The 22,929-nt window shown below is 71.4% G+C and carries 19 protein-coding genes; 4 read left to right on the forward strand and 15 right to left on the reverse strand.

Annotation, left to right across the window (positions count from 1 at the left end):
• A partial coding sequence (locus ACFWZ5_RS17925; protein WP_384890837.1) for a polysaccharide deacetylase family protein occupies window positions 1-624 on the reverse strand: 624 nt, incomplete at its 3' end.
• Between the two features lie 388 nt (window positions 625-1,012).
• Between ACFWZ5_RS17925 and ACFWZ5_RS17930 the strand changes: the two genes are divergently transcribed.
• The gene (locus tag ACFWZ5_RS17930) at window positions 1,013-1,567 is read left to right on the forward strand and encodes a peroxiredoxin (RefSeq protein ID WP_055697876.1); all 555 of its coding nucleotides are present in this window, start codon (window positions 1,013-1,015) and stop codon (window positions 1,565-1,567) included.
• Between the two features lie 18 nt (window positions 1,568-1,585).
• Window positions 1,586-2,119 carry an alkyl hydroperoxide reductase gene (locus tag ACFWZ5_RS17935; RefSeq protein ID WP_384791696.1) on the forward strand — a complete coding sequence of 178 codons (534 nt, stop codon included), beginning with the start codon at window positions 1,586-1,588 and terminating at the stop codon, window positions 2,117-2,119.
• Between the two features lie 130 nt (window positions 2,120-2,249).
• Here ACFWZ5_RS17935 and ACFWZ5_RS17940 read toward each other — a convergent pair whose 3' ends face one another.
• From ACFWZ5_RS17940 to ACFWZ5_RS17955, 4 genes are all read right to left on the reverse strand, one after another.
• Window positions 2,250-3,887: an AI-2E family transporter gene (locus tag ACFWZ5_RS17940; RefSeq protein WP_384791699.1), complete on the reverse strand. Its 1,638-nt coding sequence runs from the start codon at window positions 3,885-3,887 to the stop codon at window positions 2,250-2,252.
• Between the two features lie 124 nt (window positions 3,888-4,011).
• On the reverse strand, window positions 4,012-4,764 hold the full coding sequence (locus tag ACFWZ5_RS17945; protein ID WP_384791702.1) for a transglycosylase SLT domain-containing protein: 753 nt from the start codon (window positions 4,762-4,764) through the stop codon (window positions 4,012-4,014).
• 389 nt (window positions 4,765-5,153) lie between these two features.
• Window positions 5,154-6,476 (reverse strand): PhoH family protein, encoded by a 1,323-nt coding sequence (locus tag ACFWZ5_RS17950; protein WP_384791705.1) that lies wholly within the window; start codon window positions 6,474-6,476, stop codon window positions 5,154-5,156.
• A gap of 297 nt (window positions 6,477-6,773) precedes the next feature.
• The gene (locus tag ACFWZ5_RS17955) at window positions 6,774-7,535 is read right to left on the reverse strand and encodes an isoprenyl transferase (RefSeq protein ID WP_384791707.1); all 762 of its coding nucleotides are present in this window, start codon (window positions 7,533-7,535) and stop codon (window positions 6,774-6,776) included.
• A gap of 243 nt (window positions 7,536-7,778) precedes the next feature.
• Here ACFWZ5_RS17955 and mgrA point away from each other — a divergent pair, with 243 nt between their 5' ends.
• Window positions 7,779-8,819, forward strand: a complete 1,041-nt coding sequence (gene mgrA / locus ACFWZ5_RS17960; protein ID WP_384791710.1) for an L-glyceraldehyde 3-phosphate reductase — start codon at window positions 7,779-7,781, stop codon at window positions 8,817-8,819.
• A 394-nt stretch (window positions 8,820-9,213) separates the two neighbouring features.
• Window positions 9,214-9,600, forward strand: coding sequence for a DUF192 domain-containing protein (locus ACFWZ5_RS17965; RefSeq protein WP_384791713.1), 387 nt, complete (start codon window positions 9,214-9,216; stop codon window positions 9,598-9,600).
• A 483-nt stretch (window positions 9,601-10,083) separates the two neighbouring features.
• On the opposite strand, the gene ACFWZ5_RS17970 is transcribed toward ACFWZ5_RS17965, so the two are convergent.
• From ACFWZ5_RS17970 to ACFWZ5_RS18015, 10 genes are all read right to left on the reverse strand, one after another.
• Window positions 10,084-10,458, reverse strand: coding sequence for a winged helix-turn-helix transcriptional regulator (locus ACFWZ5_RS17970; protein WP_384791716.1), 375 nt, complete (start codon window positions 10,456-10,458; stop codon window positions 10,084-10,086).
• Window positions 10,459-10,514: 56 nt separating this feature from the next.
• Window positions 10,515-11,270, reverse strand: coding sequence for a class I SAM-dependent methyltransferase (locus ACFWZ5_RS17975; protein WP_384791719.1), 756 nt, complete (start codon window positions 11,268-11,270; stop codon window positions 10,515-10,517).
• Between the two features lie 55 nt (window positions 11,271-11,325).
• Window positions 11,326-12,777 carry a DUF6177 family protein gene (locus ACFWZ5_RS17980; RefSeq protein ID WP_384791722.1) on the reverse strand — a complete coding sequence of 484 codons (1,452 nt, stop codon included), beginning with the start codon at window positions 12,775-12,777 and terminating at the stop codon, window positions 11,326-11,328.
• Complete coding sequence (gene eccCa, locus ACFWZ5_RS17985; RefSeq protein WP_384791725.1) at window positions 12,774-16,796, reverse strand: type VII secretion protein EccCa; 4,023 nt, start codon at window positions 16,794-16,796, stop codon at window positions 12,774-12,776. The genes ACFWZ5_RS17980 and eccCa overlap by 4 nt, the downstream gene beginning before the upstream one ends.
• A 19-nt stretch (window positions 16,797-16,815) precedes the next feature.
• Window positions 16,816-17,982, reverse strand: coding sequence for a type VII secretion protein (locus ACFWZ5_RS17990; protein WP_384791728.1), 1,167 nt, complete (start codon window positions 17,980-17,982; stop codon window positions 16,816-16,818).
• Window positions 17,983-17,997: 15 nt separating this feature from the next.
• Window positions 17,998-19,275, reverse strand: a complete 1,278-nt coding sequence (gene eccD / locus ACFWZ5_RS17995; protein ID WP_384791731.1) for a type VII secretion integral membrane protein EccD — start codon at window positions 19,273-19,275, stop codon at window positions 17,998-18,000.
• Between the two features lie 67 nt (window positions 19,276-19,342).
• Entirely contained in the window at window positions 19,343-19,639 is a 297-nt protein-coding gene (locus ACFWZ5_RS18000; RefSeq protein WP_384791734.1) for a hypothetical protein, read from the reverse strand.
• 371 nt (window positions 19,640-20,010) lie between these two features.
• A complete protein-coding gene (locus tag ACFWZ5_RS18005) occupies window positions 20,011-20,394 on the reverse strand; it encodes a hypothetical protein (protein WP_384791737.1) in 384 nt (127 codons plus the stop codon).
• A gap of 10 nt (window positions 20,395-20,404) precedes the next feature.
• Complete coding sequence (locus ACFWZ5_RS18010; RefSeq protein WP_384791740.1) at window positions 20,405-22,426, reverse strand: hypothetical protein; 2,022 nt, start codon at window positions 22,424-22,426, stop codon at window positions 20,405-20,407.
• Window positions 22,423-22,857, reverse strand: a complete 435-nt coding sequence (locus ACFWZ5_RS18015) for a DUF6507 family protein (RefSeq protein WP_384791742.1) — start codon at window positions 22,855-22,857, stop codon at window positions 22,423-22,425. The genes ACFWZ5_RS18010 and ACFWZ5_RS18015 overlap by 4 nt, the downstream gene beginning before the upstream one ends.
• Window positions 22,858-22,929: the final 72 nt, after the last annotated feature.

Consider the following 22,929-nt stretch of genomic DNA (forward strand, 5'->3'; position numbering starts at 1 on the left):
ACGACCCGCACCGTCGAGAACACGCTCGGCTATCAGCGCGGAGTCGTCCGTCTCGTAGTCCTTCGCGGTCACCGTCCACAGGACCTGCGCCATCCCCAGCTCCTTCGAGACCTTCGAGACGCGGTCGTCGGTACGGCCCTGCGGCGGCCTCATGAGCGTCGACCTGGTGCCGGTGATCTTGGTGATGGCCCGTTCCGTGCGGCCGAGCTCGTCGCGGATCTCGTCGTCGGACGCATCGGTCAGCCGCGGGTGGGTCCAGGTGTGGTTCCCGATCTCATGGCCGTCCTTGGAGATCCGCCGCACCACATCCGGGTACTTGTGGATGCGTCGGCCCTCCAGGAAGAACGTCGAGGGCGCCTCGTACTGGTCCAGGAGGTCCATCAGCCGGTCGGTGGGCTTTCCGGGATTGCCGTCGAAGGTGAGCGCGATGCACTTCGCCTTCTGGCAGTCCACCTGCCCCTCCGGCTTGCCTCCCGCCCCCACGGCCCGGTCGCGTTCCTCGCCCGGCGAGAGAGTCTCCATCTCGGATGCCCGGATCACCATGACCACACCCACCGTCACGGCGGCCACCACGGCCAGGGCGAGGAATATCAGCAGCCGCGGCCGCTTTTTCAGGACGTTCATTCGCGAAGACTACTACGGTCCTTTACCTACTCTTTAGATACCCCCATTGCCCCCAACTCGCCTTTCCCGTAAAGGACTTCACCACCCGGGAAGCCGCACGGACGCCTCGAATATGAGACAGAACACACCAGGTCGACCATCACCACAGGGCGGCACCAAGGACACCGTTTGCTTTATGCGCGCAAACCCGCACACTAAAGGTTCGCCACCCGGGGCGCGCGAAGACCGATGACGGCACAGCCCGTCCCCACCGGTCACCGATAAGCGACACCGATCAATGACGGCGCCCTTTCCGATTTCACTGATCAATGGCACTCATGGCAGGCTGGAGCCCGTCCAACCCGTCGCGGTAAGTCCGCTTTGGCCTTCCGTTGCTGCAAGGAGTGCAATGCTCACCGTAGGTGACAAGTTCCCCGAGTTCGACCTGACTGCCTGTGTCTCGCTGGAGAAGGGCAAGGAGTTCGAGCAGATCAACCACAAGACCTACGAGGGCAAGTGGAAGATCGTCTTCGCGTGGCCCAAGGACTTCACCTTCGTGTGCCCGACCGAGATCGCGGCCTTCGGCAAGCTGAACGACGAGTTCGCCGACCGTGACGCCCAGATCCTCGGCTTCTCCGGCGACTCCGAGTTCGTGCACCACGCCTGGCGCAAGGACCACCCGGACCTGACCGACCTGCCCTTCCCGATGCTGGCCGACTCGAAGCACGAGCTCATGCGTGACCTCGGCATCGAGGGCGAGGACGGCTTCGCGCAGCGCGCCGTCTTCATCGTGGACCAGAACAACGAGATCCAGTTCACGATGGTGACCGCCGGCTCCGTCGGCCGTAACCCGAAGGAGGTCCTCCGGGTCCTCGACGCCCTCCAGACGGACGAGCTGTGCCCGTGCAACTGGAGCAAGGGCGACGAGACCCTGGACCCGGTCGCGCTGCTCTCCGGCGAGTGACGGAGCTCTGACCCAGACATGGCTCTCGACGAACTGAAGTCCGCCATACCGGACTACGCCAAGGACCTGCGCCTGAACCTGGGCTCGGTCATCGGCAACAGCCCCCTGCCGCAGCAGCAGCTGTGGGGCACGGTGCTCGCCTGCGCGATCGCGTCCCGCTCCCCCAAGGTGCTGCGCGAGCTGGAGCCCGAGGCGAAGGCGAACCTCTCCCCCGAGGCGTACACCGCCGCCAAGTCCGCGGCCGCCATCATGGCGATGAACAACGTCTTCTACCGCACGCGCCACCTGCTCTCCGACAAGGAGTACGGGACGATGCGCGCCGGTCTGCGGATGAACGTCATCGGCAACCCGGGCGTGGAGAAGGTCGACTTCGAGCTGTGGTCGCTCGCCGTCTCCGCGATCAACGGCTGCGGCCAGTGCCTGGACTCGCACGAGCAGGTCCTCCGCAAGGCGGACGTCGACCGCGAGACCATCCAGGAGGCCTTCAAGGTCGCGTCCGTCATCCAGGCGGTCGGCGTCACCCTGGACTCCGAGGACGTACTCGCCGGCTAGCTCCGGCGATCCCACTCGCGGCAAGGGCCCCCGTTCCTCGGAACGGGGGCCCTTGCCGTGCGGCACCGTCGATCGGCCTACGGCCTCGTCCTCAAACTCCCCCAAGCTCTTGAGGAGCAGGGGGTACCCCCTAGACGGGGCTGTTTCCCCGCGGCGGCTCCACCGGGGCGATCTCGACCGCCGTGGCCCCACGAGGCTGCGGCGCCTGCTTCAGCGCGGCCTCTCGTGAGTACGCCCGCAGATAGCCGACCACCGTGTTCGTCACCGCGACCAGCGGCACCGCCACCACCGCGCCGCCGATGCCCGCGACCATGCCGCCCGCGGCGACGGAGAGCACCACCGCCAGCGGGTGCACCCGCACCGCCCGGCCCAGGATGAACGGCTGCAGGATGTGCCCCTCGATCTGCTGCACCGCGAGCACCACCACGAGCGCCATCACCGCCGTGAACACGCCCTGCGTGACCAGCGCGACGACCACCGCGAGCGCGCCCGAGACCACGGCGCCCACGAGCGGGATGAACGCGAACAGGAAGATGAAGACGGCGAGCGGCACGGCCATGGGCACGCCCAGGAAGTAGATCCCGAGGCCGATGAAGATCGCGTCGATGAGGGCCACTATCACCGTGCCGCGCACGTACGCGGTGAGCGTCCGCCAGGCCTTGGGCCCGGCTCCGGCGACGCCGGGCCGCGCGGCCGCGGGCATCAGCTTGAGGAACCACTGCCAGATGCGCGGCCCGTCGTACAGCAGGAACAGCGTCGAGAACATCGCGAGGAGGATGCCCGTCATCGCCTCCACGATGACGGTGACGCCTTCGAGGCTCGCGGAGGTGATCTCCTCCGAGTTCGCGCCGACCGCTTCGCGCAGCGACTTCGCGATGTCGTTGATCTGGTCCTCGGTGACGTGGAAGGGGCTGTTGAGCAGCCACTTGCGCAAGTCCTCGATGCCGTCCTGCACTTGGTTGGAGAGCGAGTCCACGTTCTCCATGACCTGCCAGACCACGAACCAGCCCACCAGGCCCATGACCACGAAGCCGAGCACGGCCGTGAGCATCGTCGCGAGGCCGCGCGGCAGCCCGAGCCGGGTGAGCCGGGCGACGGTCGGCTGGAGCAGCGCGGTGATGAGCAGCGCGGCGACGAACGCGAACACCACGAGCTGCACCGCGCTGATGACCTTCATCAGGACCCAGACGGTGCCCGCGAGGACGAGCAGCCGCCAGCCGACCTCGGCGGCGACGCGTACGCCCCAGGGCACGGTGGCGACGGGGTCGGGCCGGGCCGCTATGGCGGGCGCGTAGGTGGGCGGCGCGGGCACCTGGTCGGCGGCGGCGGAACCGGGGACCGGCTCGTCCGTGAGCTCGTCGGCCTCGCCGCGCGCCTCGGCGGCGTGCCGCACCATGTCGGCGTAACGCTTCCTCAGGGAGAGCTTCGGGCCGGGGTGCGCGGGCGGCGCGGCGGCGTCCTGCCCGTCGAGGATCGCGTCGTCGGGGGCCGCGTCGTCGGAGGGCGGTGCGACGGACGGCCGCGCGGCTCGTGACGGCGCGGCGGACGAATCGCCCGCCGCGGAGCCCGCCACGGATCCGGTCGCGGAACCGGCCGCGGCGTCACTCACCGCCGCGGCGCTCACCGCCCCGTCGGACGTGTTCCCGTCCCCGCCCGAGACGTTCCCACCCGAGACGTCCCCGTCCGAGGCGCCCCCGCCCGCAAGCCGTTCCCCGATCCTGGTCAGGCCGGCGCCCACCCGTCCGCGCCACCCTGGTACTCGCGACATGATCCGTCCTCTTCCCCCGTCTTACCCCACCTGGTTCCCCGGAGCGTTCGGACCGACCGTACACGGGCGAAGCCCCTCACCGGAGGACGGTGAGGGGCCGTGGGATGGTTGAGAGCGCGTGCGCTCAGTACCAGTTGTTCGCCTGCCAGAAGCTCCATGCTCCGCACGGGCTGCCGTAGCGGTCGTTCATGTAGTTCAGGCCCCACTTGATCTGGGTGGCCGGGTTGGTGCGCCAGTCGGCACCCGCCGAGGACATCTTGGAGCCGGGCAGCGCCTGGACGAGGCCGTAGGCGCCGGAGGACGCGTTGGTGGCGCGGTAGTTCCAGGTGGACTCGTGGTTCACGATGTTGCTGAAGCACTGGAACTGACCGGCGGGGACCATCTGCCGGGCCATCGCCTGGACCTGGGCCACCGTGTAGGAGCTCCGCGGCGCGAAGCTGCCCGCGTCGCGGGTGGAGGAGCGGCTCGCCTTGTTCTCGAGCTTCTCCCGCTCCTTCTTCTCCTGCGCGGCCTTCTTCTTGGCCGCGGCCGCGTCCTTCTTCGCCTGCTCGGCCGCCTGCTGCTTGGCGACGGCGGACCTCGCGGCGTGGACGCGGGCCGCCTCCGCCGCGGACTTCTTCGCGGCCGTGTCGGCGGCCGCCGCCTGGGCGTCGGCCTGCTGCGCCACGGAGGTGGTCTGCACCTGGGCCTGCTGGCCCGCGGGTATGTCTGCGAGGAGAGTCGCGTCGCTTGCCGTCGCCTCGATGTCGTTCGAGTCCGAGGACTGGGTGTTGCCCGAGGCGACACCTACGACTGCGCCGACGGTGGTGACCGCGGTGGCAGAAGCCACGGCGAATCCCCGGACCGAAATCCGGCTCACACGGTTTCCTTCCAGCATCGCCCGCATAGGTGACCTCGCGGGCGCAATCGTGCCCCTGGCGCTGGCCTCCGTTGTTGAGCGGTCACGGGAGGCACGGGCCCGGTCGACAACTCCCGTGGCGGGAGCGCCGCGTGGTGCTCGGGCGGCATACGGCGGCCACTATGAAGTTCTGTTGTTCCGTACCGCTGGGGGTACAGGAGTGCCGTATGCGGGGCCTGACAGGACCCAGACTCTGCCGTAGCGGGATGCCGGGAGGCAATTCCGAGTTACGTGTGAAAGCTCACACCCCGTTTGCCTCAGGAGTTTTGCGGAAACCCCCGCACACCAAGACGCCGCCCGGCTAAGCTCTCTCGCTTCGCCGGGCGGCGCCAACTACCACGTAACCGTGGTGAACTTGGACAGGTCCGTCAGATCTGGCCGTCCTCCAGCATTTCGGTCACGAGCGCCGCGATCTGCGACCGCTCCGAGCGCGTGAGCGTGACGTGGGCGAAGAGCGGATGGCCCTTCAGCTTCTCGATGACGGCGACCACTCCGTCGTAACGGCCGACCCGGAGGTTGTCGCGCTGGGCGACGTCGTGGGTGAGGACGACGCGGGAGTTCGCGCCGATGCGGGACAGGACCGTCAGGAGGACGTTCCGCTCCAGGGACTGGGCCTCGTCCACGATGACGAACGCGTCGTGCAGGGAGCGGCCCCGGATGTGCGTGAGCGGCAGCACCTCCAGCATGCCGCGCGCCGAGACCTCCTCGATGACCTCCTTGCCCGCGACCGACCCGAGCGTGTCGAAGACGGCCTGCGCCCAGGGGCCCATCTTCTCGGCCTCGGTGCCGGGCAGATAGCCGAGCTCCTGCCCGCCCACCGCGTACAGCGGCCGGAAGACCATCACCTTCTGGTGCTGCCTGCGCTCCAGGACCGCCTCCAGGCCCGCGCACAGCGCGAGCGCGGACTTGCCGGTGCCGGCCCGCCCGCCCATCGAGACGATGCCGACGTCCGGGTCGAGGAGCAGATCGAGCGCGATGCGCTGCTCGGCGCTGCGGCCCTTGATGCCGAAGGCCTCCCGGTCGCCGCGCACCAGCCGGACGTTGCCCTCCGGCGTGATGCGGCCGAGGGCCTTGCCCCGCTCGGACTGGATCCGCAGGCCCGTGTGCACGGGCAGCTCCGCGACCTCGGGGACGTACAGCGTCTCCGCGTCGAAGAGGAGGTCGACCTGCTCACCCGAGAGGGTCAGCTCGGACATTCCGGTCCAGCCGGAGGAGTCCGTGATGGCGAGCTCCGCCCGGTACTCCTCGGCGAGGAGGCCCACGGAGGACGCCTTGATCCGCAGCGGCAGGTCCTTCGACACGACCGTGACGTCGTACCCCTCCGCCTGGAGGTTGCGGGCCACCGCGAGGATGCGGGAGTCGTTGTCGCCCAGGCGGTAACCGGCGGGCAGGACGCCGGGGTCGGAGTGGTTGAGCTCGACGCGCAGCGTGCCGCCGAGGCCGCCGATCGGGATGGGGGCGTCCAGGCGCCCGTACCTGATCCGGCAGTCGTCGAGCAGGCGGAGCGCCTGCCGGGCGAAGTAACCGAGCTCTGGATGGTGCCTCTTGGCCTCCAGCTCCGTCACGACGACGATCGGCAGCACCACTTCGTGCTCGTCGAAGCGCGCGAGCGCGTTCGGGTCGGCGAGCAGGACGCTGGTGTCAAGGACGTAGGTGCGCCGGCCTTGCCTGCGCTTTGTGCTGGTCACCACGGAAGGACGTACCCCCTCGGATGAGGTCGGGGAGCGACGGAGGGAACTGGGCCGGTCTGCGGCCCCCATGCGCGGGCCGAGGACCGGCCCTCCGTGTCGTCCGCGCTCGGCGCGCGGTCGTCCTTGCGCAAAGGGCCTCCCGGGCGGACGGCCCCGTGCCGTCCGCTGAGATCCGGCGCCCGTGAATCGGACGCCGACCTGGAAGGCTTATTCCCTCGAACAAGCGCAGCCATGCCATGGCATATGACGGCGCGTTGGTTAACTCCTGGTTACCGCGACCTCAGCGGGACCTGCGGGTCATCCGCCGTAACGGCGGTGGCGCGCGGCGTAGTCGCGCAGCGCACGCAGGAAGTCCACCTTCCGGAAGGCCGGCCAGAAGACTTCGCAGAAGTAGTACTCGGAGTGAGCGGACTGCCAGAGCATGAACCCGGACAGGCGCTGCTCACCACTCGTCCGGATCACCAGGTCCGGGTCGGGCTGGCCGCTGGTGTAGAGGTGCTTGGAGATCTGTTCGACGTCGACGCTGTCGGCGATGTCCTCGATCGGCGTGCCGCGCTCGGCGTGGTCGAAAAGGAGCGAGCGGACCGCGTCGGCGATCTCCTGGCGGCCGCCGTAGCCGACGGCGACGTTCACGAGTATCCCCTCGTGCGTGTGCGTCGCCTCCTCCGCCTCCTTCAGGACGCGCTGGGTGGAGCCGGGGAGCAGGTCGAGGGTGCCGACGTGGTGCACGCGCCAGCGGCCGTCGGCGGCGAGGCTGCGGACGGTGTCCTCGATGATGCCGACGAGCGGGATGAGCTCCTCGTCGGGACGGTCCAGGTTGTCCGTGGACAGCATCCACAGCGTGACGACCTCGACGTCGGTCTCGGCGCACCAGCCGAGGAACTCCTCGATCTTGTACGCGCCCGCCTGGTGGCCCTGGGCGGTGGTGCCGCCGGAGGCCTTCGCCCAGCGGCGGTTGCCGTCGAGGATGACGCCGATGTGCTTGGGCACCTGGTCGTGGTCGAGGCGGCCTTCCACCCGGCGTGCGTAAAGTCCGTACACCAGGTCGCGCAAGCTCACGGAATTCCACCTCTCACGAAAGTTGACCGCTGCCCCGGGAACCCGACCGGCCGGGGGGTTTGGGGGTCGGCCCCCGAGAGACACAGCGCATGTGTCGGCCCAGCCGTGCGAGCGGCAGTCCCCGAAGCCGAAAGAGTACCGCTGCGCGAGGGCCCCTCGGCCCGTCGGAGCGGCTTTGCACGCCCTTTGTACGCGCCTGTCCTTATGTACCGACCACGCGTGCACTGAAGTAGCTTCGCTCCCATGAACGAGGACACTTCCGCGTACCGCGCGGTTCCCGACCGCTACGACTCCATGGAGTACCGGCGCTGCGGCCGCAGCGGTCTCAAGCTGCCCGCCGTCTCCCTCGGCCTCTGGCACAACTTCGGCGACGACCGCACCCTCGACTCCCAGCGCGCGATCCTGCGCCGCGCCTTCGACCTGGGCGTCACGCACTTCGACCTGGCGAACAACTACGGCCCGCCGCCCGGCAGCGCCGAGCTGAACTTCGGCAAGCTCTTCGCCCAGGACTTCGCCCCCTACCGGGACGAGCTGATCGTCTCGACCAAGGCGGGCTACCTCATGCACCCCGGCCCCTACGGCGAGTGGGGCTCCCGCAAGTACCTGCTGTCCTCGCTCGACGCCTCGCTGCGGCGGATGGGCCTGGACTACGTCGACATCTTCTACTCGCACCGCTTCGACCCGGACACGCCGCTCGAGGAGACGATGGGCGCGCTCGCGTCCGCGGTCCAGCAGGGCAAGGCGCTGTACGTCGGCGTCTCGTCGTACACCAGCGAGCAGACCGCGGAGGCGGCCCGTCTCCTGCGCGAGATGGGGGTGCGGCCCCTGATCCACCAGCCCTCGTACTCGATGATCAACCGCTGGACCGAGGACGACGGCCTGCTCGACACCCTCGACGCGGAGGGCATGGGCTGCATCTCCTTCGTGCCGCTCGCGCAGGGTCTGCTCACCAACAAGTATCTGAAGGGCGTCCCCGAGGGCTCGCGCGCGACCCAGGGCAAGTCGCTCGACCCGGACATCCTGAGCGACGAGGTCGTACGCCGCCTCAATGGCCTGAACGACATCGCCGCGCGCCGGGGGCAGTCGCTGGCGCAACTGGCGCTGAACTGGGTGCTCAGGGACGAGCGGATGACGTCGGCCCTCATCGGGGCGTCGAGCGTGCGCCAGCTCGAGGAGAACGTGGCGGCGCTCGCGGGCCCGAAGCTCACGGACGCGGAGCTCGCCGAGATCGACACGTTCGCGGTGTCGACGCCGGGGACGAACATCTGGGCCGGCAGGAGCTGACCCGGGCCCGGGCGGGCGCCCTGGTGGCCCGCCCGGGAGCGCCCGTGCGGGCGCCCGGAAAGGGGTCCGGAAGGGGTCCGGAGAGGGTCTGGAAGGGGGGTCCGGAAGGGGGTCCGGGGCGGCCCCGGGGGCGGGCACAAAAAAACGGGCCGGTCCGTGGGGGGGGAGACGGACCGGCCCGAGGGGGGGTTTCCACCATAACCCTTCGTAAGTGCTTCGCGGTGCATCGGCGTGCCACAACTACGCTCCGAAACCGCCCGACGACTGCCTGAGCCCGCTCCCCCACTGGGTTTCGGCCCTCGGGGCGGGTTCTCACCGCTTCGGTCGGTACCCCTGAAGGGTGACCCGGAGGAAGGGCGCGCGCTTGACGGCGGCGGGCGCTAGCGTCGCGCGCATGGCGACGCTGGTGGTGCCGGGCCCTCCGGGGATCCCCCCGGAGATTCCCCCGAGGATTCCCCCGGAGATCCCCCTGGAGATCCCCTTGGAGATCGCGGACTCGTCCGGCGCGCGCCGGCGCGGACTGCTCGGCCGGGACGGCGTGGCGGGCGCGCTGTTGCTGACCCGGACGCGGGGCGTGCACACGCTGGGCATGCGGTTCGCCGTGGACGTGGCGTACCTGGACCGGGAGCTGCGGGTCCTCTCGGTCCGCACGATGCGGCCGGGCCGGGTCGGGCTTCCCCGGCTCGGGGCGCGTCAGGTCCTGGAGGCGGAGGCGGGCGCGATGGCGGCGTGGGGAGTGCGGGCGGGGGTGCGCCTGACGGTCGTACGGGGGTGCGCCTGACCGCCGCACGAGGGGGCGTCTGACGGTCGCGCGGGGACGCGCTCGGCGAGCTGTACGGGGACGCGCACGACGACGGTTCGGGGGCGCACTCGGCGGTCATGCGGGGGTGCGCCGACTGGTGTGCGCATCGCGCCGGGCGGCGCGTGGGGCGGTACCCGCACCTCACCGGGCGGCGCGTGGGGCAGCGCGGTCGGCGCGCGGGGGTGCGGGGTGGCGCACTTGGGTGCGGAAGGGGTGAGGGGGCTTGCGCGCGACAGGGGCGCACGAGGCCGCGCAGCCCCCTCCGCTGCGCGGCACCACCGCGCAGCTTTGCTGACGCGAATTAGCGTTGGTCTGAACTTACGCCAGACGGATGGCCGAATCGAGCCTGTTTCCCGAACAATCGATAACGATGCGGAATCGAAGGCCGCGCCTCCCCCGAATTGCCCGAATTACCCTGCCCCGCGCGGAGCTTCACCCGCCGCCCCGGTACACCGCTGTGCCTCAGGCGCTGCGCGGAGTGGCCGCGTCGGCCTTGGCGGCCTGCACCGCGACCAGGTGCTCCATGTGCTCGTCGCCCCAGATGCCGAGCGGCACCAGGGCCTTGTTCAGGGACTGGCCGAGCTCGGTGAGCGAGTACTCCACCTTGGGCGGCACCTCGCGGTAGACCTCGCGGTGCACGATGCCGTCCGTCTCCATCTCGCGCAGCTGCTGGATCAGCATCTTCTCGCTGACACCCGGTACGTGCCGCCGCAGCTCCCCGAACCGCAGGGTGCCGCCCGCGTACAGCGCCCACAGGATCAGGGGCTTCCACTTGCCGCCGACGACATCCACGGCCGCGTCCAGACCGCAGGCATACGGCCCCTTGCCCTTCGCCATGTCCAACTCCTCGTCTGCGTACCGACTTGATCGACAGTACCCGCCCGCCCCCGTGGTCAGCGCTTGCGGGCGTCGAAGAGGTGCCGGGTGCTGTGGGCCACGAACGGCCCCTCGTCCTGGATCAGCTGGTGCAGCTCGCGCAGGCGCGGCCGGTACGCGTCGACCGTGAACCCCGGGACCATCCACACCACCTTCCGCAGGAAGTGGACGACGGCCCCGATGTCGTGGAACTCCATTCGCAGCCGCTCGGCGCGCAGCGACACGACGTCGAGCCCGGCGGCCTCGGCCCGCGCCCGCTCCCCCTCCGGATCCCGGGCGCTCCTGACCTCCTCGGGCTGCGCCCCCAGGAAGTACTCGACGAGCTCGAACACGCTGCTCGGGCCCACGTGCTGCGCGAAGTACGTCCCGCCGGGCCGCAGCACCCGGGCGATCTCGTCGAAGTGCGGCGTGACGGGATGCCGGCTGGTGACGAGGTCGAACGCGCCGTCCGCGAACGGCAGCGGCGCGTCCTCGGGCGAGGCCACGACGACCGCGCCGCGCGGGTGCAGCAGCGCCGTCGCCTTGGCCACGTTCGGCGGCCACCCTTCCGTGGCCACGGCGACCGGCGGCAGCGCGGGCGCGGACGCGAGCACCTCACCGCCCCCGGTCTGCACGTCGAGCGCGGCCGCGGCCCGCCCGAGCCGCTCCCCCATGGCCCGCGCGTACCCCCACGACGGCCGGGCCTCGGTGGCCCGCCCCTCGAACCAGGAGAAGTCCCACCCCGCGGTGGGAGCGGCCTCGGCTTCGGCAACGAGCTCGTCAAACGTGCGCATGGAAGTGATCGTACGAAGCCGGGGCGGTCCGTCGCCTCCGGTTAATCGCCTCAGGTCAGCCGCCGCGGTTGCCGGGGTTGCCGGGCCGTCCGGCCTTGAGGTGCCGCGTGAGCGCCTGGAGGTCGTTCCACGCGGACGCGTCGCTTCCGTCGCCGAAGGGGTAGTGCAGGGCGGGGGCGCCGCTGGGGCCGAGCGGGACGGGGCGGTGCGGCAGCGGCGGACGGCGGGCGTGGTCGAGGCCGAGGGTGCCGATGTCCGCGGCGCCCAGGGTGAACGAGACGGGAACCGGCGGGAGCTCGAAGCGGGCGGGGGCCGTGAGGTCGCGGCGGGCGCGACGCAGCGTGACGAGCATCGTGCTCAGGCCGTGCTCGGCCACGAGTGCCTCGGCGAGCGGCTCGACGGCGTGCAGCGGTGGGGGTTCGTCGGCGCTGTGGCCCAGGGAGAGGGTGACGTCCTCCGCGACGCCGGACTCGGTGCGGGACACGCGCAGGGTGGCGAGCGCGGGCCGCTCGGGGTGGCCGACGGCGAGCAGATGGCTCGGCTCGGGGGCGCGGTCGCGGGCCAGGGCCGTCAACTGGCGCGGTGACCAGGGGAGGTTGATGGGTTCGGCGGTGCCCCAGCCGGCCGGTGCGGCCCCGGTGAGGTGCTGCCACGCGGTCTCCAGGGCGCGGCCGACGACCAGGTCGGCGTCCGGGGCGTGGTGGGTGCGGAAGGAGACGGTGAGCTGGCGCTCGGTGGCCGCTCCGGACGGGGTGAAGGCCGCCGCGACCGTGGCTTCGCCGTGCTGGTCGAGGGCCGGTGCGAAGGTGCCGTCCTGCCAGCGGAGTACGGCACCGGACAGGCCGTCGTAGTAGCCGCAGTCGGGGTCCTGGACCACCCAGCGGTTCGGCGGCCCGGTCAGGGCCGTGCGCAGGGGCAGGCTCAGGCGTGCGTGGGGCGGCGTGACGATGTGCAGGGCGCGGCCGGAGGACACCGTGGCACGCAGCACCTCGGAGAGCCACGCGGTCAGGGCGATCACGGGCCGGTCGGCGAGGACGACGGCGGTGGATGCGGTGAGGACGTCGACGGCGGGCAGGGCGCCGTCGGGAGCCGGGCGCGGGGAGACGTCCTGGCCGTCCGGCTCGTCGGGCGTCCGGACGACCTGGACCGTGGCCGCGTCCGGGGGCCAGGTCGTGCCGCCGAGCAGCAGCGTGAGGCGGCCGCAGAACGACCCGGCGAGGTCCTCGGCCTCCGGCACGGCGGTCGAGGCGCGCGCCTCGGTCCACCAGAACGGCACCTCGGGTGACGGGACGCGGGGGCCGAGGAGGCGCTCGGCCTCGCCCGGGGTGTGGACGATCACGGGTGCCTCGACCGAGACGAGCGGGCGGCCCGCGGGGGTGCACAGCTGGATGACGGCGTCGTCGGCGGTGGTCGTCACGCCCAGGTCGGGCCCGCCCGCGTGGAGACCGGCGAGCAGGGCCATCGGGTCGGGCATCGTGGGCGTGAGGGCGATGACGTCCTTGGTCACGGCGATTCCTTGTCGCGGGCCTCATGGGTGAGTGCCGTCTGGATGAGGTGGGGCCGGGTGCCGCGGCGGAGCAGGGTGCCGCGGCCCGGGGGTTGCGGGGAGGGGTGGAGGCCCGGGAAGAGCTGGCCCTCGCTGCGGTCGCCGGTCATCACCAGGGCCGTGGCGCCGGTCTCGCGCAGGGCCGTCAGGAAGGGCTCGTAGAGGGCGCGGGACGCCCCGGCGACGCGGCGGGCGACGACGAAGTGCAGGCCGATGTCCTGGGCGGAGGAGATGTAGGGCAGGAAGGGGGCCAGGGGCTGCTGGCCCGCGGTGGTGAGGATGTCGTAGTCGTCGACGAGGATGACGATGCGGGGGCCGGTGAAGGGGACGTCGGGACCGGGTGCGTCGGGGTCGGCCGTTTCCGGGAGGCGCTTGTCGAGTTCGGCGGCGATGCCGGTGGCGAGGGCCGCGGCGAGCCTGGCGTTGTGGGCGTAGCCGCCGCGGTAGGGCTCGGGGATGTGGCCGCGCAGGCCGCGCCGCGGGTCGAAGACGCCGAAGACGAGGTCCTTGTCGCCGTGCCGGGCGAGGAGCTGCCCGGCGATCAGCTTCAGGAGGTTCGTCTTGCCGCACTCGTTGTCGCCCAGGACCAGCAGGTGCTGGTCGCGGTCGAAGAGGTCGAGGAGAACCGGACCGAGGGTGTCCTGGTCGACGCCGACCGGCAGGCGGTCCGGCTCGGCGGCCGGCGAGGGGAGCTTCGCGGCGGGCAGGGCGAGCGGCAGGACGCGTACGGGGGCGGCGACTTCGCCGTGCCAGGTGGCGGCGACGGTACGGGCCGCTTCCTCCAGGGCGGTGCCGAGGTCGCCGGTGCCGGTGCCGCCGTCGGTGCGGGGCAGCGCGGTCTGCGCGAAGAGCTTGCCGTCGGTGAGGGCCCGGCCGGGGGTGGCGGCGGTGCCGGAGCCGAACGTCCCGGCGAGCTTGCGGTCGATCGTGGAGTCGGTGGGGTCGTTCAGGCGCAGCTCGATCCGCGTGCCGAACAGGGACTGGGTGGCGATGCGGACGTCGTTCCAGCGCAGCATGCCCGCGACGACGTGGATGCCGTAGCCGCCGCCGCGCTTGAGCAGCTCCGCGATCGCGTCGTCGAGGTCGGCGAACTCCTCGCGCAGCGCACCGAACCCGTCGACGAGCAGCACGATGTCGGTGGCACCGAGCTCGGCGAGCCCGCCCTTGGCGCGCAGGCGGCGCAGCTGGTCGAGGGAGTCGATGCCGTGCGCGCGGAACAGCTCCTCGCGCAGGGCGAGCTGGGCCGTGGCCTCGGCGACGGTGCGGGCGAGCCGCTCGTGGTCGGCGCGGGACGCGATGCCGCCGACGTGCGGCAGGCCCGCGAGCGCCGTGAGGCCGCCGCCGACCAGGTCGAGGCCGTACACGGCGACGTCGTACGGGGTGTGGGTGAGCGCGAGCGACAGGGTGAGGGTGCGCAGGAGCGTGGTCTTGCCGGACTGCGGCCCGCCGATGACGGCGACGTGCCCGCCCGCGACGTTCAGGTCGAGGATCCAGTCGCCCTGCCACTGCCTGGCCGGGTCGTCGAGGACGCCGAGCGGGACGCACAGGTGGCCGTGGGCGCCGGTCAGGTGCAGTCCGCGCGCGGAGACGCCGAGCGGTCCGGCCGCCGTGTCGAGGGCGACGGCGGCGGGCAGCGGCGGCAGCCAGATGCGGCGCACGGGCGGGGCGGCGGTGGCGAGTTGGCCGACCATCGTGGACATGACGGTGGGCCCGGTCTCGCGCTCGCGTGCGGCGGTCTCCTCGGCGGGGGCGGTGTCGTCCTGCGGGGCCGTGTTGTAGGCGGGGTACGCCCAGGCCGACGGCCGGTCGTCGGCGGCGTCGTCCGGCAGGGCGGGGCCGCGGCGGGCCCCGGACACGTACCCGGCCTTGAAGCGCGTGTACGTGGACGTGTCCACCTTCAGATAGCCGAAGCCGGGCAGCGGCGGCAGCTGGAAGGCGTCGACGGTGTCGAGGACCGTGCGCGACTCGTCGGCGGAGAAGGTCCGCAGGCCGAGCCGGTACGACAGATACGTCTCCAGGCCCTTCAGCTTGCCGCTCTCGATGCGCTGGCTCGAGAGCAGCAGATGCACGCCGATGGACCGCCCGATCCGCCCGATGGACAGGAACAGGTCGATGAAGTCCGGCTTGGCGGTGATGAGTTCGCCGAACTCGTCGATGACGACGAAGAGGTGCGGCAGGGGTTCGAGGCCCCGCCCCGGCTCCTTGGCGCGGAGCGCCGCGTAGTGCCCGATGTCGGCGACGTCCCCCGCGTCCTTCAGGACCTGCTGGCGGCGGGTGATCTCACCGGCGAGGCTGGTGTGGACGCGCTCGACGAGGTCGGCCTGGTTCTCCAGGTTCGTGATGACGCCCGCGACGTGCGGGAGGCCGGTGAACGGCGCGAAGGTGGCGCCGCCCTTGTAGTCGACGAGGACCATCGCCAGGTCGTCGGGCGCGTGCGTGGCGGTGAGCGCGAGGACCAGGGTGCGCAGGAGCTCGCTCTTGCCGGAGCCGGTCGCGCCCACGCACAGGCCGTGCGGCCCCATGCCGAGCTCGGCGGACTCCTTCAGGTCGAGGAGGACGGGCTCGTGCCGGTCGTCGACGCCGATGGGTACGCGCAGAAAGTCGCGTTCGGAACGCGGCGCCCACAGGCGGGCCAGGTCGAGGGCGGCCGGGTCGTCGACGCCGAGCAGTGCGGGGAAGTCGACGGGCCCCGACACCGGGGTGCCCTCGGCGGCGGACTCGGCGGACAGCCTGAGCGGCGCGAGCAGCCGGGCGAGGCCCTCGGCGCCGGGCGGGCTGACGGCGTCCACGCGCCCGTGCGGCGCCCGGGCCCGGTCGGGGCGCAGGTCCTCGACGGTGATCCGGTCGCCGTCGACGGTGATGCGGACGCTCACCTCGTCCGGCTCGTGGATCTGCTCCGCGAGCAGGTGCAGGACGGTGACGCCCATGTCGGCGAGCCCGACGGCCGCGTCGGGGCGCGGCAGTTCGCACGCCGTCTCCCCGTACACGTCGCTGACCACGAGCATCCGGTCCGCCATGAGCAGCGCCCGCTTGTCGGACAGGCCGCGGCGCACCTCGGCCGCGTACGAGGCGCGGCGGCGCAGGTCGGCCGAGCACAGCCGGGCGAGCTGGATCAGGTCGGGCGCGATCCGGCGGAGGGCTACGGGCTCCTCGTACGCGTCCTGACCGGCGCTCCGGTCGAGGACGTGGGGCAGCCACTTGCCCCACTCCCAGTCGGCGAGCCGCTCGCCGGGCGCGCCGAGTGCGATCGCCACGTCGTCGGGCGCGTGCGTGACCGCGGTCTGCACGAGCAGCGCGCGGGCCACGTTCAGGACGCCGTCGCGGTCACCGACGACGCTCACGTTGCCCGCCCGGTCGAGCGGCACGGTCAGCGGGAAGTCCTGGGCCACGGCGAACCGCGCCTGCAGGGCGCGCGCCTCGTTGAGCATGAACGGATCGGGCGGCGTGAGCACCCCGCTCCCGCTGTGCTGCCCGATCACGACCTCCTGCGCCGGCACGTCACCGGTGCCGACGCGCACGTCGAGGAAGTCGGCGTCGGCGCGGCGGCGCTCCCACCGGCGCGCCGGGTCCCGCACGAGGTCGTAGAGGGCCTCGGGCGGCGGGTTGAGGAGCCGGGCGCGGTCCCTCGCCTCCCTCTCCTCCGCGGCGAGTTCGGCGCGCTGCTCCTCCACGTACTCCAGATACCGCTCGCGCTGCGTACGCCGCGTGCGCTGCGCCTTGCCGCGCTGCGACAGGAACAGCGCGACGGCGCCGAGCAGCGCGAACACGAGCACGACCGCGCCGAGCGCCGCGAACTGGCTGGACCGGATCACGGTCATCATCACGACCGAGCCCATGACGCCCGCCATGGGGAGCAGCGCGGTCGCGGCGTTGCCCAGCTTGCCCTCGGGCAGGTTCGGGGGCGGCTCGATGACGTGCCGGTCGGGGGCGGCAGGGGGGCGGGTGGAGCGGGCCGGGCGGTGGACGAGGCGGTGGGTCATGTCTTCCTCTCCGTCTCCCTCACCGCACCCGCACGGCACGCTGCATCGCCTCGGCGGCGAGCCGGGTGACGGCCCGTCGGGTGCCGTCGGCGAGCCGGGCGGGGTCGATGGCCCCGCCGCCGGCGAGGTGGCGGTCGTACGGGACGGGCACGACGGTGACTCCGGTCTCCCGCAGGTGCGCGGTGGCGGCCTTCGCGTTGAGGGTCATGTCGGGTGAGCCCGCGGTGAGGGCGACGACGGTGGTGGCGAGCGCGGAGTGCGGGAGCTGCCCGAGCCAGTCGAGGACGAGCCGCGTGCCGCCCACGCCCTCGGGCGTCATCGGGGCGACGACCACGCGCGCGTGCGCGGTGTCCATGGCGGTGCGGGCGACCTCGCCCGGGAGCGTCTCGCAGTCGACGACGGTCGCGGCGAAGTAGCGGCGCAGGGCGAGCGTGACGGTGCGGTACGTCGCCACGTCCAGGGGCGCGCCGACCCGCCCCTGGCTCGCGGGAAGCAGCCAGCCGCCGTCGCTGACGGGCACCAGGTAGCCCGTGATGTCGGTCAGCTGCATGGCGGGGTGCAGGATCCGCGCCAGGTCCGCGCACGCCCAGCGGACCGACTCCGCGCCGAGGCGCACCGGGAGCGTGCCGAGCGCCGCGTCCGCCTCCAGGGCGAGCACCGGGTCGTGCCGGTAGTGGCCGAAGGCGCGGCTGAGCAGCGCGGCGACGGTCGTCTTGCCGACGCCGCCGCGGATGGAGGTCACGGCGACGACGCGGCCCGTGGTGACCGGCTGCTGGATCTCCCGGGCGGTGCGGGACTCCTCCGTGACCTCGTGCGCGGCGGACGAGGTGAGTCGGCGGATCGTGCGCCCCGTCCGGCGGAGCGCGGAGTCGCCGTGGTGGGGGCGGCCCTGGGCGAGGGCGAGGCGGGGGTCGAGGGTGGGGGTGGATTCGGGGGTGGGGAGGGGTGGGGTGGGCTTGGGTTGGGGGCGCTTGGCCGGGGTGGTCGCGTCAGCCGGGGTGGTCGCGTCAGCCGGAGTGCTCGTGCCAGCCGGGGCGTTCGCGCCGGCCGGGGCGTTCGCGTCGGCCGGGGCGGCTCCGGTCGGCCCGCCCGCCCCCAGCTCCCGCAGCACGTCCCGCTGCCAGTCCCGCCCCGGCGCGCCCTGTGCACGCTCTGCGCCCTGTGCGCCCTGCGCGCCCTGTGCCATGTCGGTCCCCACCTCCTACGCGAAGGTGTCGAGCAGACGCCCGTACACACCGAACACACCGAGCAGCAGCGGCACGAGCGCGATCACGCCCACCGACTCGACCACGTCCCCGAAGCGGCGCAGCCGCACCCGTACGTGCTCCGCGGGCCGCACGGCGAGGACCAGGAGCGGGGCGACGGCGAGCACGACGAGCAGCGCGAGCGGTCCCGCCGCGCCGGAGTGCTCCAGCCACGCCCAGACCAGGCGTACGACGACGACGGCGGCGGCCACGACCAGGCCGACGACCTCGGCGACGAGCGGAAACGCCCGCGCCCGCAGCGCAAGGACCAGCGCGACGGCCACGGCGAGCGGCACGGCCCACACCGACACCTCGCCCAGGGCGAGCACACCGGCGACGGCGGCGGACCCGGCGAGCACCAGGGTCGCGAGCACGAGGCCCCGGTGCGTGGCGGCCAGCGCGCTGCCGACCTCGTACCGGCTCACGGACACCCCGCCCGAACGCCGGTCGTCGAGCCCGGAGAGCCCCGATGCCATGAGCGCGAGCCGCGGCAGGACGCCGAGTACGACTACGGACAGAACCGCGAGTACGGCACCGACGCGGGCGGCCTCGGACTGGAACGCGAGGACGACCTCCCAGGCGACACCGCACCCCGCGAGCGCCCCCGCCCCCACCCATGCCCCACGCCCGACGGGAGTGCACCACCCGAGCAGCGCGAGCCCCAGGACGACGGCACCGCCGACACCGGCCAGCCGCCCACCGGCCGCCCACGCCTCGGCGTCCCCGAGCGTCCAGGCCCCGAGCACCCCCAGCGCGCCGGCCGCGAGGATCAAGGTGACGGCGAGGCTGGTCCGCCGCACGCGCCCGCACACCGCACCGGCGAGGGCCGCGGCCCCGGCGACGCCGAGCAGCCCGCCGCCGACGCGGGCCCCGTCGAACTCCCCGCGGGCCAACACCCCGGCGACCAGGGCCCATCCGACGACGAGCCCTCCGCACACCACCTGCCGGGCCCGGCTCCCCCACCGCCAGGCCCGCACGTCGAGATCCTCGGCGGCCTCATCGGTCACGTCGTGCACGACGGGCGCGGAAGGAGCGTCCTCCACACGGACGAGCCGCAGCACGGCACCGTCGACCACACCGGCGCTCTCCAGGGTGCTGTCCTGCGCGAGCACGGCCCCGTCCACAGCCACCAGATGCCGCAGCGCGGGCCGGTCCCCCACCTGATCGTCCAACAGCCGCATGACGTCGGGCAGCAACAGCCCGATCGGCTCCTGGGAGGGCAGTACGAGATCCACCCGCCGCCGCTCCCCCACCAGAGTCACCCGGCTCAATGCCCCCGCAGATATCACAAGTTAAAACCTATCACCGAGAAGAAGGAGCAGGAGAGGGCGATTCAGACACACCGTCCGTAGAGGAACGGGTAACGGAAGGCGCGCCCCCACCCGGCTTCTCCTTCATCACCCGATGCGCAACAAAGGACCACCCCACGCATCCCGCCCCCAACACGGCGGCAATCACAATCCCGGCGAACACTTTCCCCATCCGCTCATCCACGGACCGCCGCTGCCGCTCCCCACCGAACAACACCGCATCCCGAATCCGCCGCCGCCGAACGGCAACGGACTCCAGCAATTGACTGTCGTAGTCCTGGGCTGCCATCACTCCCCCTGACGCCGCACGGCCACGGTGCCGACGACCTTGTCATGCCGTACCCCGCAAATCCGCTTACCGAGAGCCGAGCCGAAGCCGGGACGATCGGCCAACACCGAACCGGGTCCAGCCGCCACGCGCCCCGGCACGGGCTCCGCATGCCAAGTCGCCGAAGCCTGGGAGTACATCAACTGAGCCTGGGGATACACCGGAGGACCCTCACCGGCGAGCGGACCACAGTCGGCAGGGGGAGGCGGGTAAGACATGCTTTACCTCCAGGTCGTCGCCGGTGGTGACTTACATAACGTCGAGGCGTGAACGTTCGGGCATTGTTGAGGGAATGAGCAAGAAAGCGAGCCTGCGGCATCGGACTGGCCACCTCACCATCTTTCCTCCACCCAATCCAGAATTTCGAGGAGCCTCGGGTGTTCCACATGCGGCATGGAATATCCACGATCTCGCATGTGGACCAGGAAGGCTTCGGGCACCTGCACGTGATGAGAACGCACGTAGAACCATAGGTCGCCACGCCACAGCCACTCACCATCCGTGTAGAGGGAGTCGCCGCCCACGATATCCTCCCCCGATCCCAGTACGTCCGGGGCAGCACCCATCACGGACAGGATTTCATGCCCTGCCCGGAGATAGCCCACGATATCGCCCTGATCAGGCTGGGCGCGCAGGGAGAGGAAGTCTCGTACGCTGCCGCGAGGACGCCCGAAGTTCGGTGACCAGAGCTCCGTGAAGTGGTCTGCGATCTGCATGGAAACCTCTCTACTTGGCCAATGGGAGGAAGATTCGCCAATACCCATTGTCCGCGATCCTCGGGACCTGGTTGGGCCCCCGCAGCGGAGAGACTCCCACCTTGTTGGTCGGCGCCATCACCGGAACACCAAGCTCGTTCGCAATCTCTTGAGCGGCCGAATTATGCAAAAGTCCCCCATTTGCAGTGGTCGTCGCACCCGACCCACCCGGCGGTAGATCCACTGCTTTATTACCGTGCAGCCATGCCGTATGACAGGAGACGAGCCGCACAGCACCGCCATCGTAGCTAGGGTTGTTGCGAATCGCCTCAGCAATATGCGACGGGTGTACATCGCCGGGAGAGAATCCCATGCCCGCTTCATTGACGCGTCCCGGCTCGAAGAAGCCCCGGCCATTGCCGTGCACGACGACATCGTGATAACCGCCCAGCGGCTTCACGAGGCCAAAGTTCACAAGGGTGTTCCGGTCGTATCCGATGGCTGTCGCGCCATCACGATAATAGACGTGGTCTCCTGTATCCAGGATCACATCGCCTGCCTCCTTTGGAGGGACAGGGATCTTCGATTCAGGAGCGATGCGGGCTTCGAAGTCACGGCGTGTTCCCATCCCATGGGGGTCGATGCCGTCGCGGAGATCCCCTGGAGCAGGACCGACATGTTCCCCGGAGCCGCGCATGCCAACGAGCTCGTCATGGCCGGCGGCCCTGCCAGCATGGACTGGTTCGGCCACCCGTCCGAGGACCTTGCCGTGCTCATCGACAATGGCACCCTCGCGCGTCATGTAGATGGTGCTGCCCTTGCTGTTCGTGTACGGCCTGGCGTCGTCCGGTACGCCCGCGGGGCGCGCGGTGGCGCCGGTGTCGTCCGCAAGCCGGTAGGGGCCGCCGGTGGTGTCCACAAGCGCACCCGGACGCAGGTCCTTCAACCGCCCCATCAGGTCGCCGACCTTGGTCGCCCCGAACTGGACGCCCTTCGCCGCGTACGTGAAGGGATCCACCGCGCGGCCGAACCGGCTCACCGCCGAGATCGTCTTGGCCGCCGCGCCGCCCTTGGCGGCGGCACCGGCGCCGCGCGTCGCCACGATCGTCAGCGCGTTGAAACCGACCAGGCCCCCGGCCCGCGCCGGGTTCTTGCTCCACTGGTCGTACGCGATCAGCCCCTTGCCCGTGTCGACGACCGCCCTGCGCGAATCCCGCAGCCAGCCGGGCAGCTGGTCGTCCTTCGCCATCCAGAAGGCCCCGCCGGCGGGGCTCATCGTCAGCGCCAGACCCGTGCCGAGCTTGGCCAGATTGGTCCACGCCTCCCCGGCGGCACCCCAGCCGTCCTTGCCCACCAGCGTCCCGAGCGCCTTCACCGAGCCGCCGAGGCCGTCCACGAAGAAGCCCTTGCCCACGTCCTTCGCCTTGTGGACCAGCCAGTCGATGCCGTCCCGGTCCTTCTCGACCTTCCCGCCCCAGGGAAACGTCTCGGCCTGGTCCAGGACCTCATCGGTGTAGCCGTACGTGTCGCAGCTGGTGGTGCCGTCACTGCTGGGTCTCAGCCTGACCCCACCGACCAGCCCAGTGATCTTGTTGTGGCAGCCGATCTCAGCCGCCCGGAAGGCCTGGGTAGCGGCCTTGACCTCCTCCACGAGGCGGTTGTTGTGTTCACGCTTGTCGTCGTCCTTGCGCCAGTCCTCATCGGTGGAGACCTCGTCGATGTAGAAGGCGCTGGCCTCGGTCTGCAGCTGCTTGAGCTTCTTCACGATCGGCCGCACATCGGTCGCGTACTCGCTCAGCGCCTGCGCCACCTTCTCCAGGTCGTCGGCGAACGCGTCCGTCTTCGTCTTCACCGGCTTCGTCGTGGCGAACAACCGCTCCGCCTCCGGCGCCTCGTAGAACGCCGAAAGCCCCTGGAAGTCGGAGTGCACGTCCCCGCCGGCGTCACGGAACTGCGACGCCTCGCGGCGCAGGTCCGACACGTCCCGCTCCAACTGCTCCAGGTCGCCGGTGAACTGCGGTATCCCGTTCGGGTCGATGGGCTCGTTACTCACTTCTTGCCGCCCCCGCCCCCGTCACTGCCACCGCCCTTGACGCCGGGCATGTCGGGCACGATGCCGTTGATGGCGTCACGGTTCTTGCTCGCGGCCATGTCCAGATCGCCCGTCACGTACGCCTGCGTGGCCAGATGCGCACCGAGCAGGGAGCTCGCGGCCCGCCGCGAAATGGACTTCAGATCGTCGTTCCACTGCCGGGCGAACACCCCGAGGGCGGAGGCCACCGGCCCCTGCGCGCCTTCCCCACCCTCCTCGCGGGTCTTCCCGTCCCCCTCGTGCCCGCCCTCGACGATCGTGCCCGCCGAAGCCGCCGCGCTCGGCAGCGTCTTCTGCATCTTGTTGCCGGCCTTCGCCATGCGCTCGGCCGACCCACCGGCTCGCTTCAGCACGCCGCCGACCCCGCCGGGATCGATGTCCCACGCCGTCACCACACGCCCCCTTGATCCCCGTCAGCCAGGCCGCGCCGTATGCGCGGGCTGACCCCCGACTGCCCCGAACCG

The organism is Streptomyces sp. NPDC059003, from assembly GCF_042740445.1.
GTDB lineage: Bacteria > Actinomycetota > Actinomycetes > Streptomycetales > Streptomycetaceae > Streptomyces.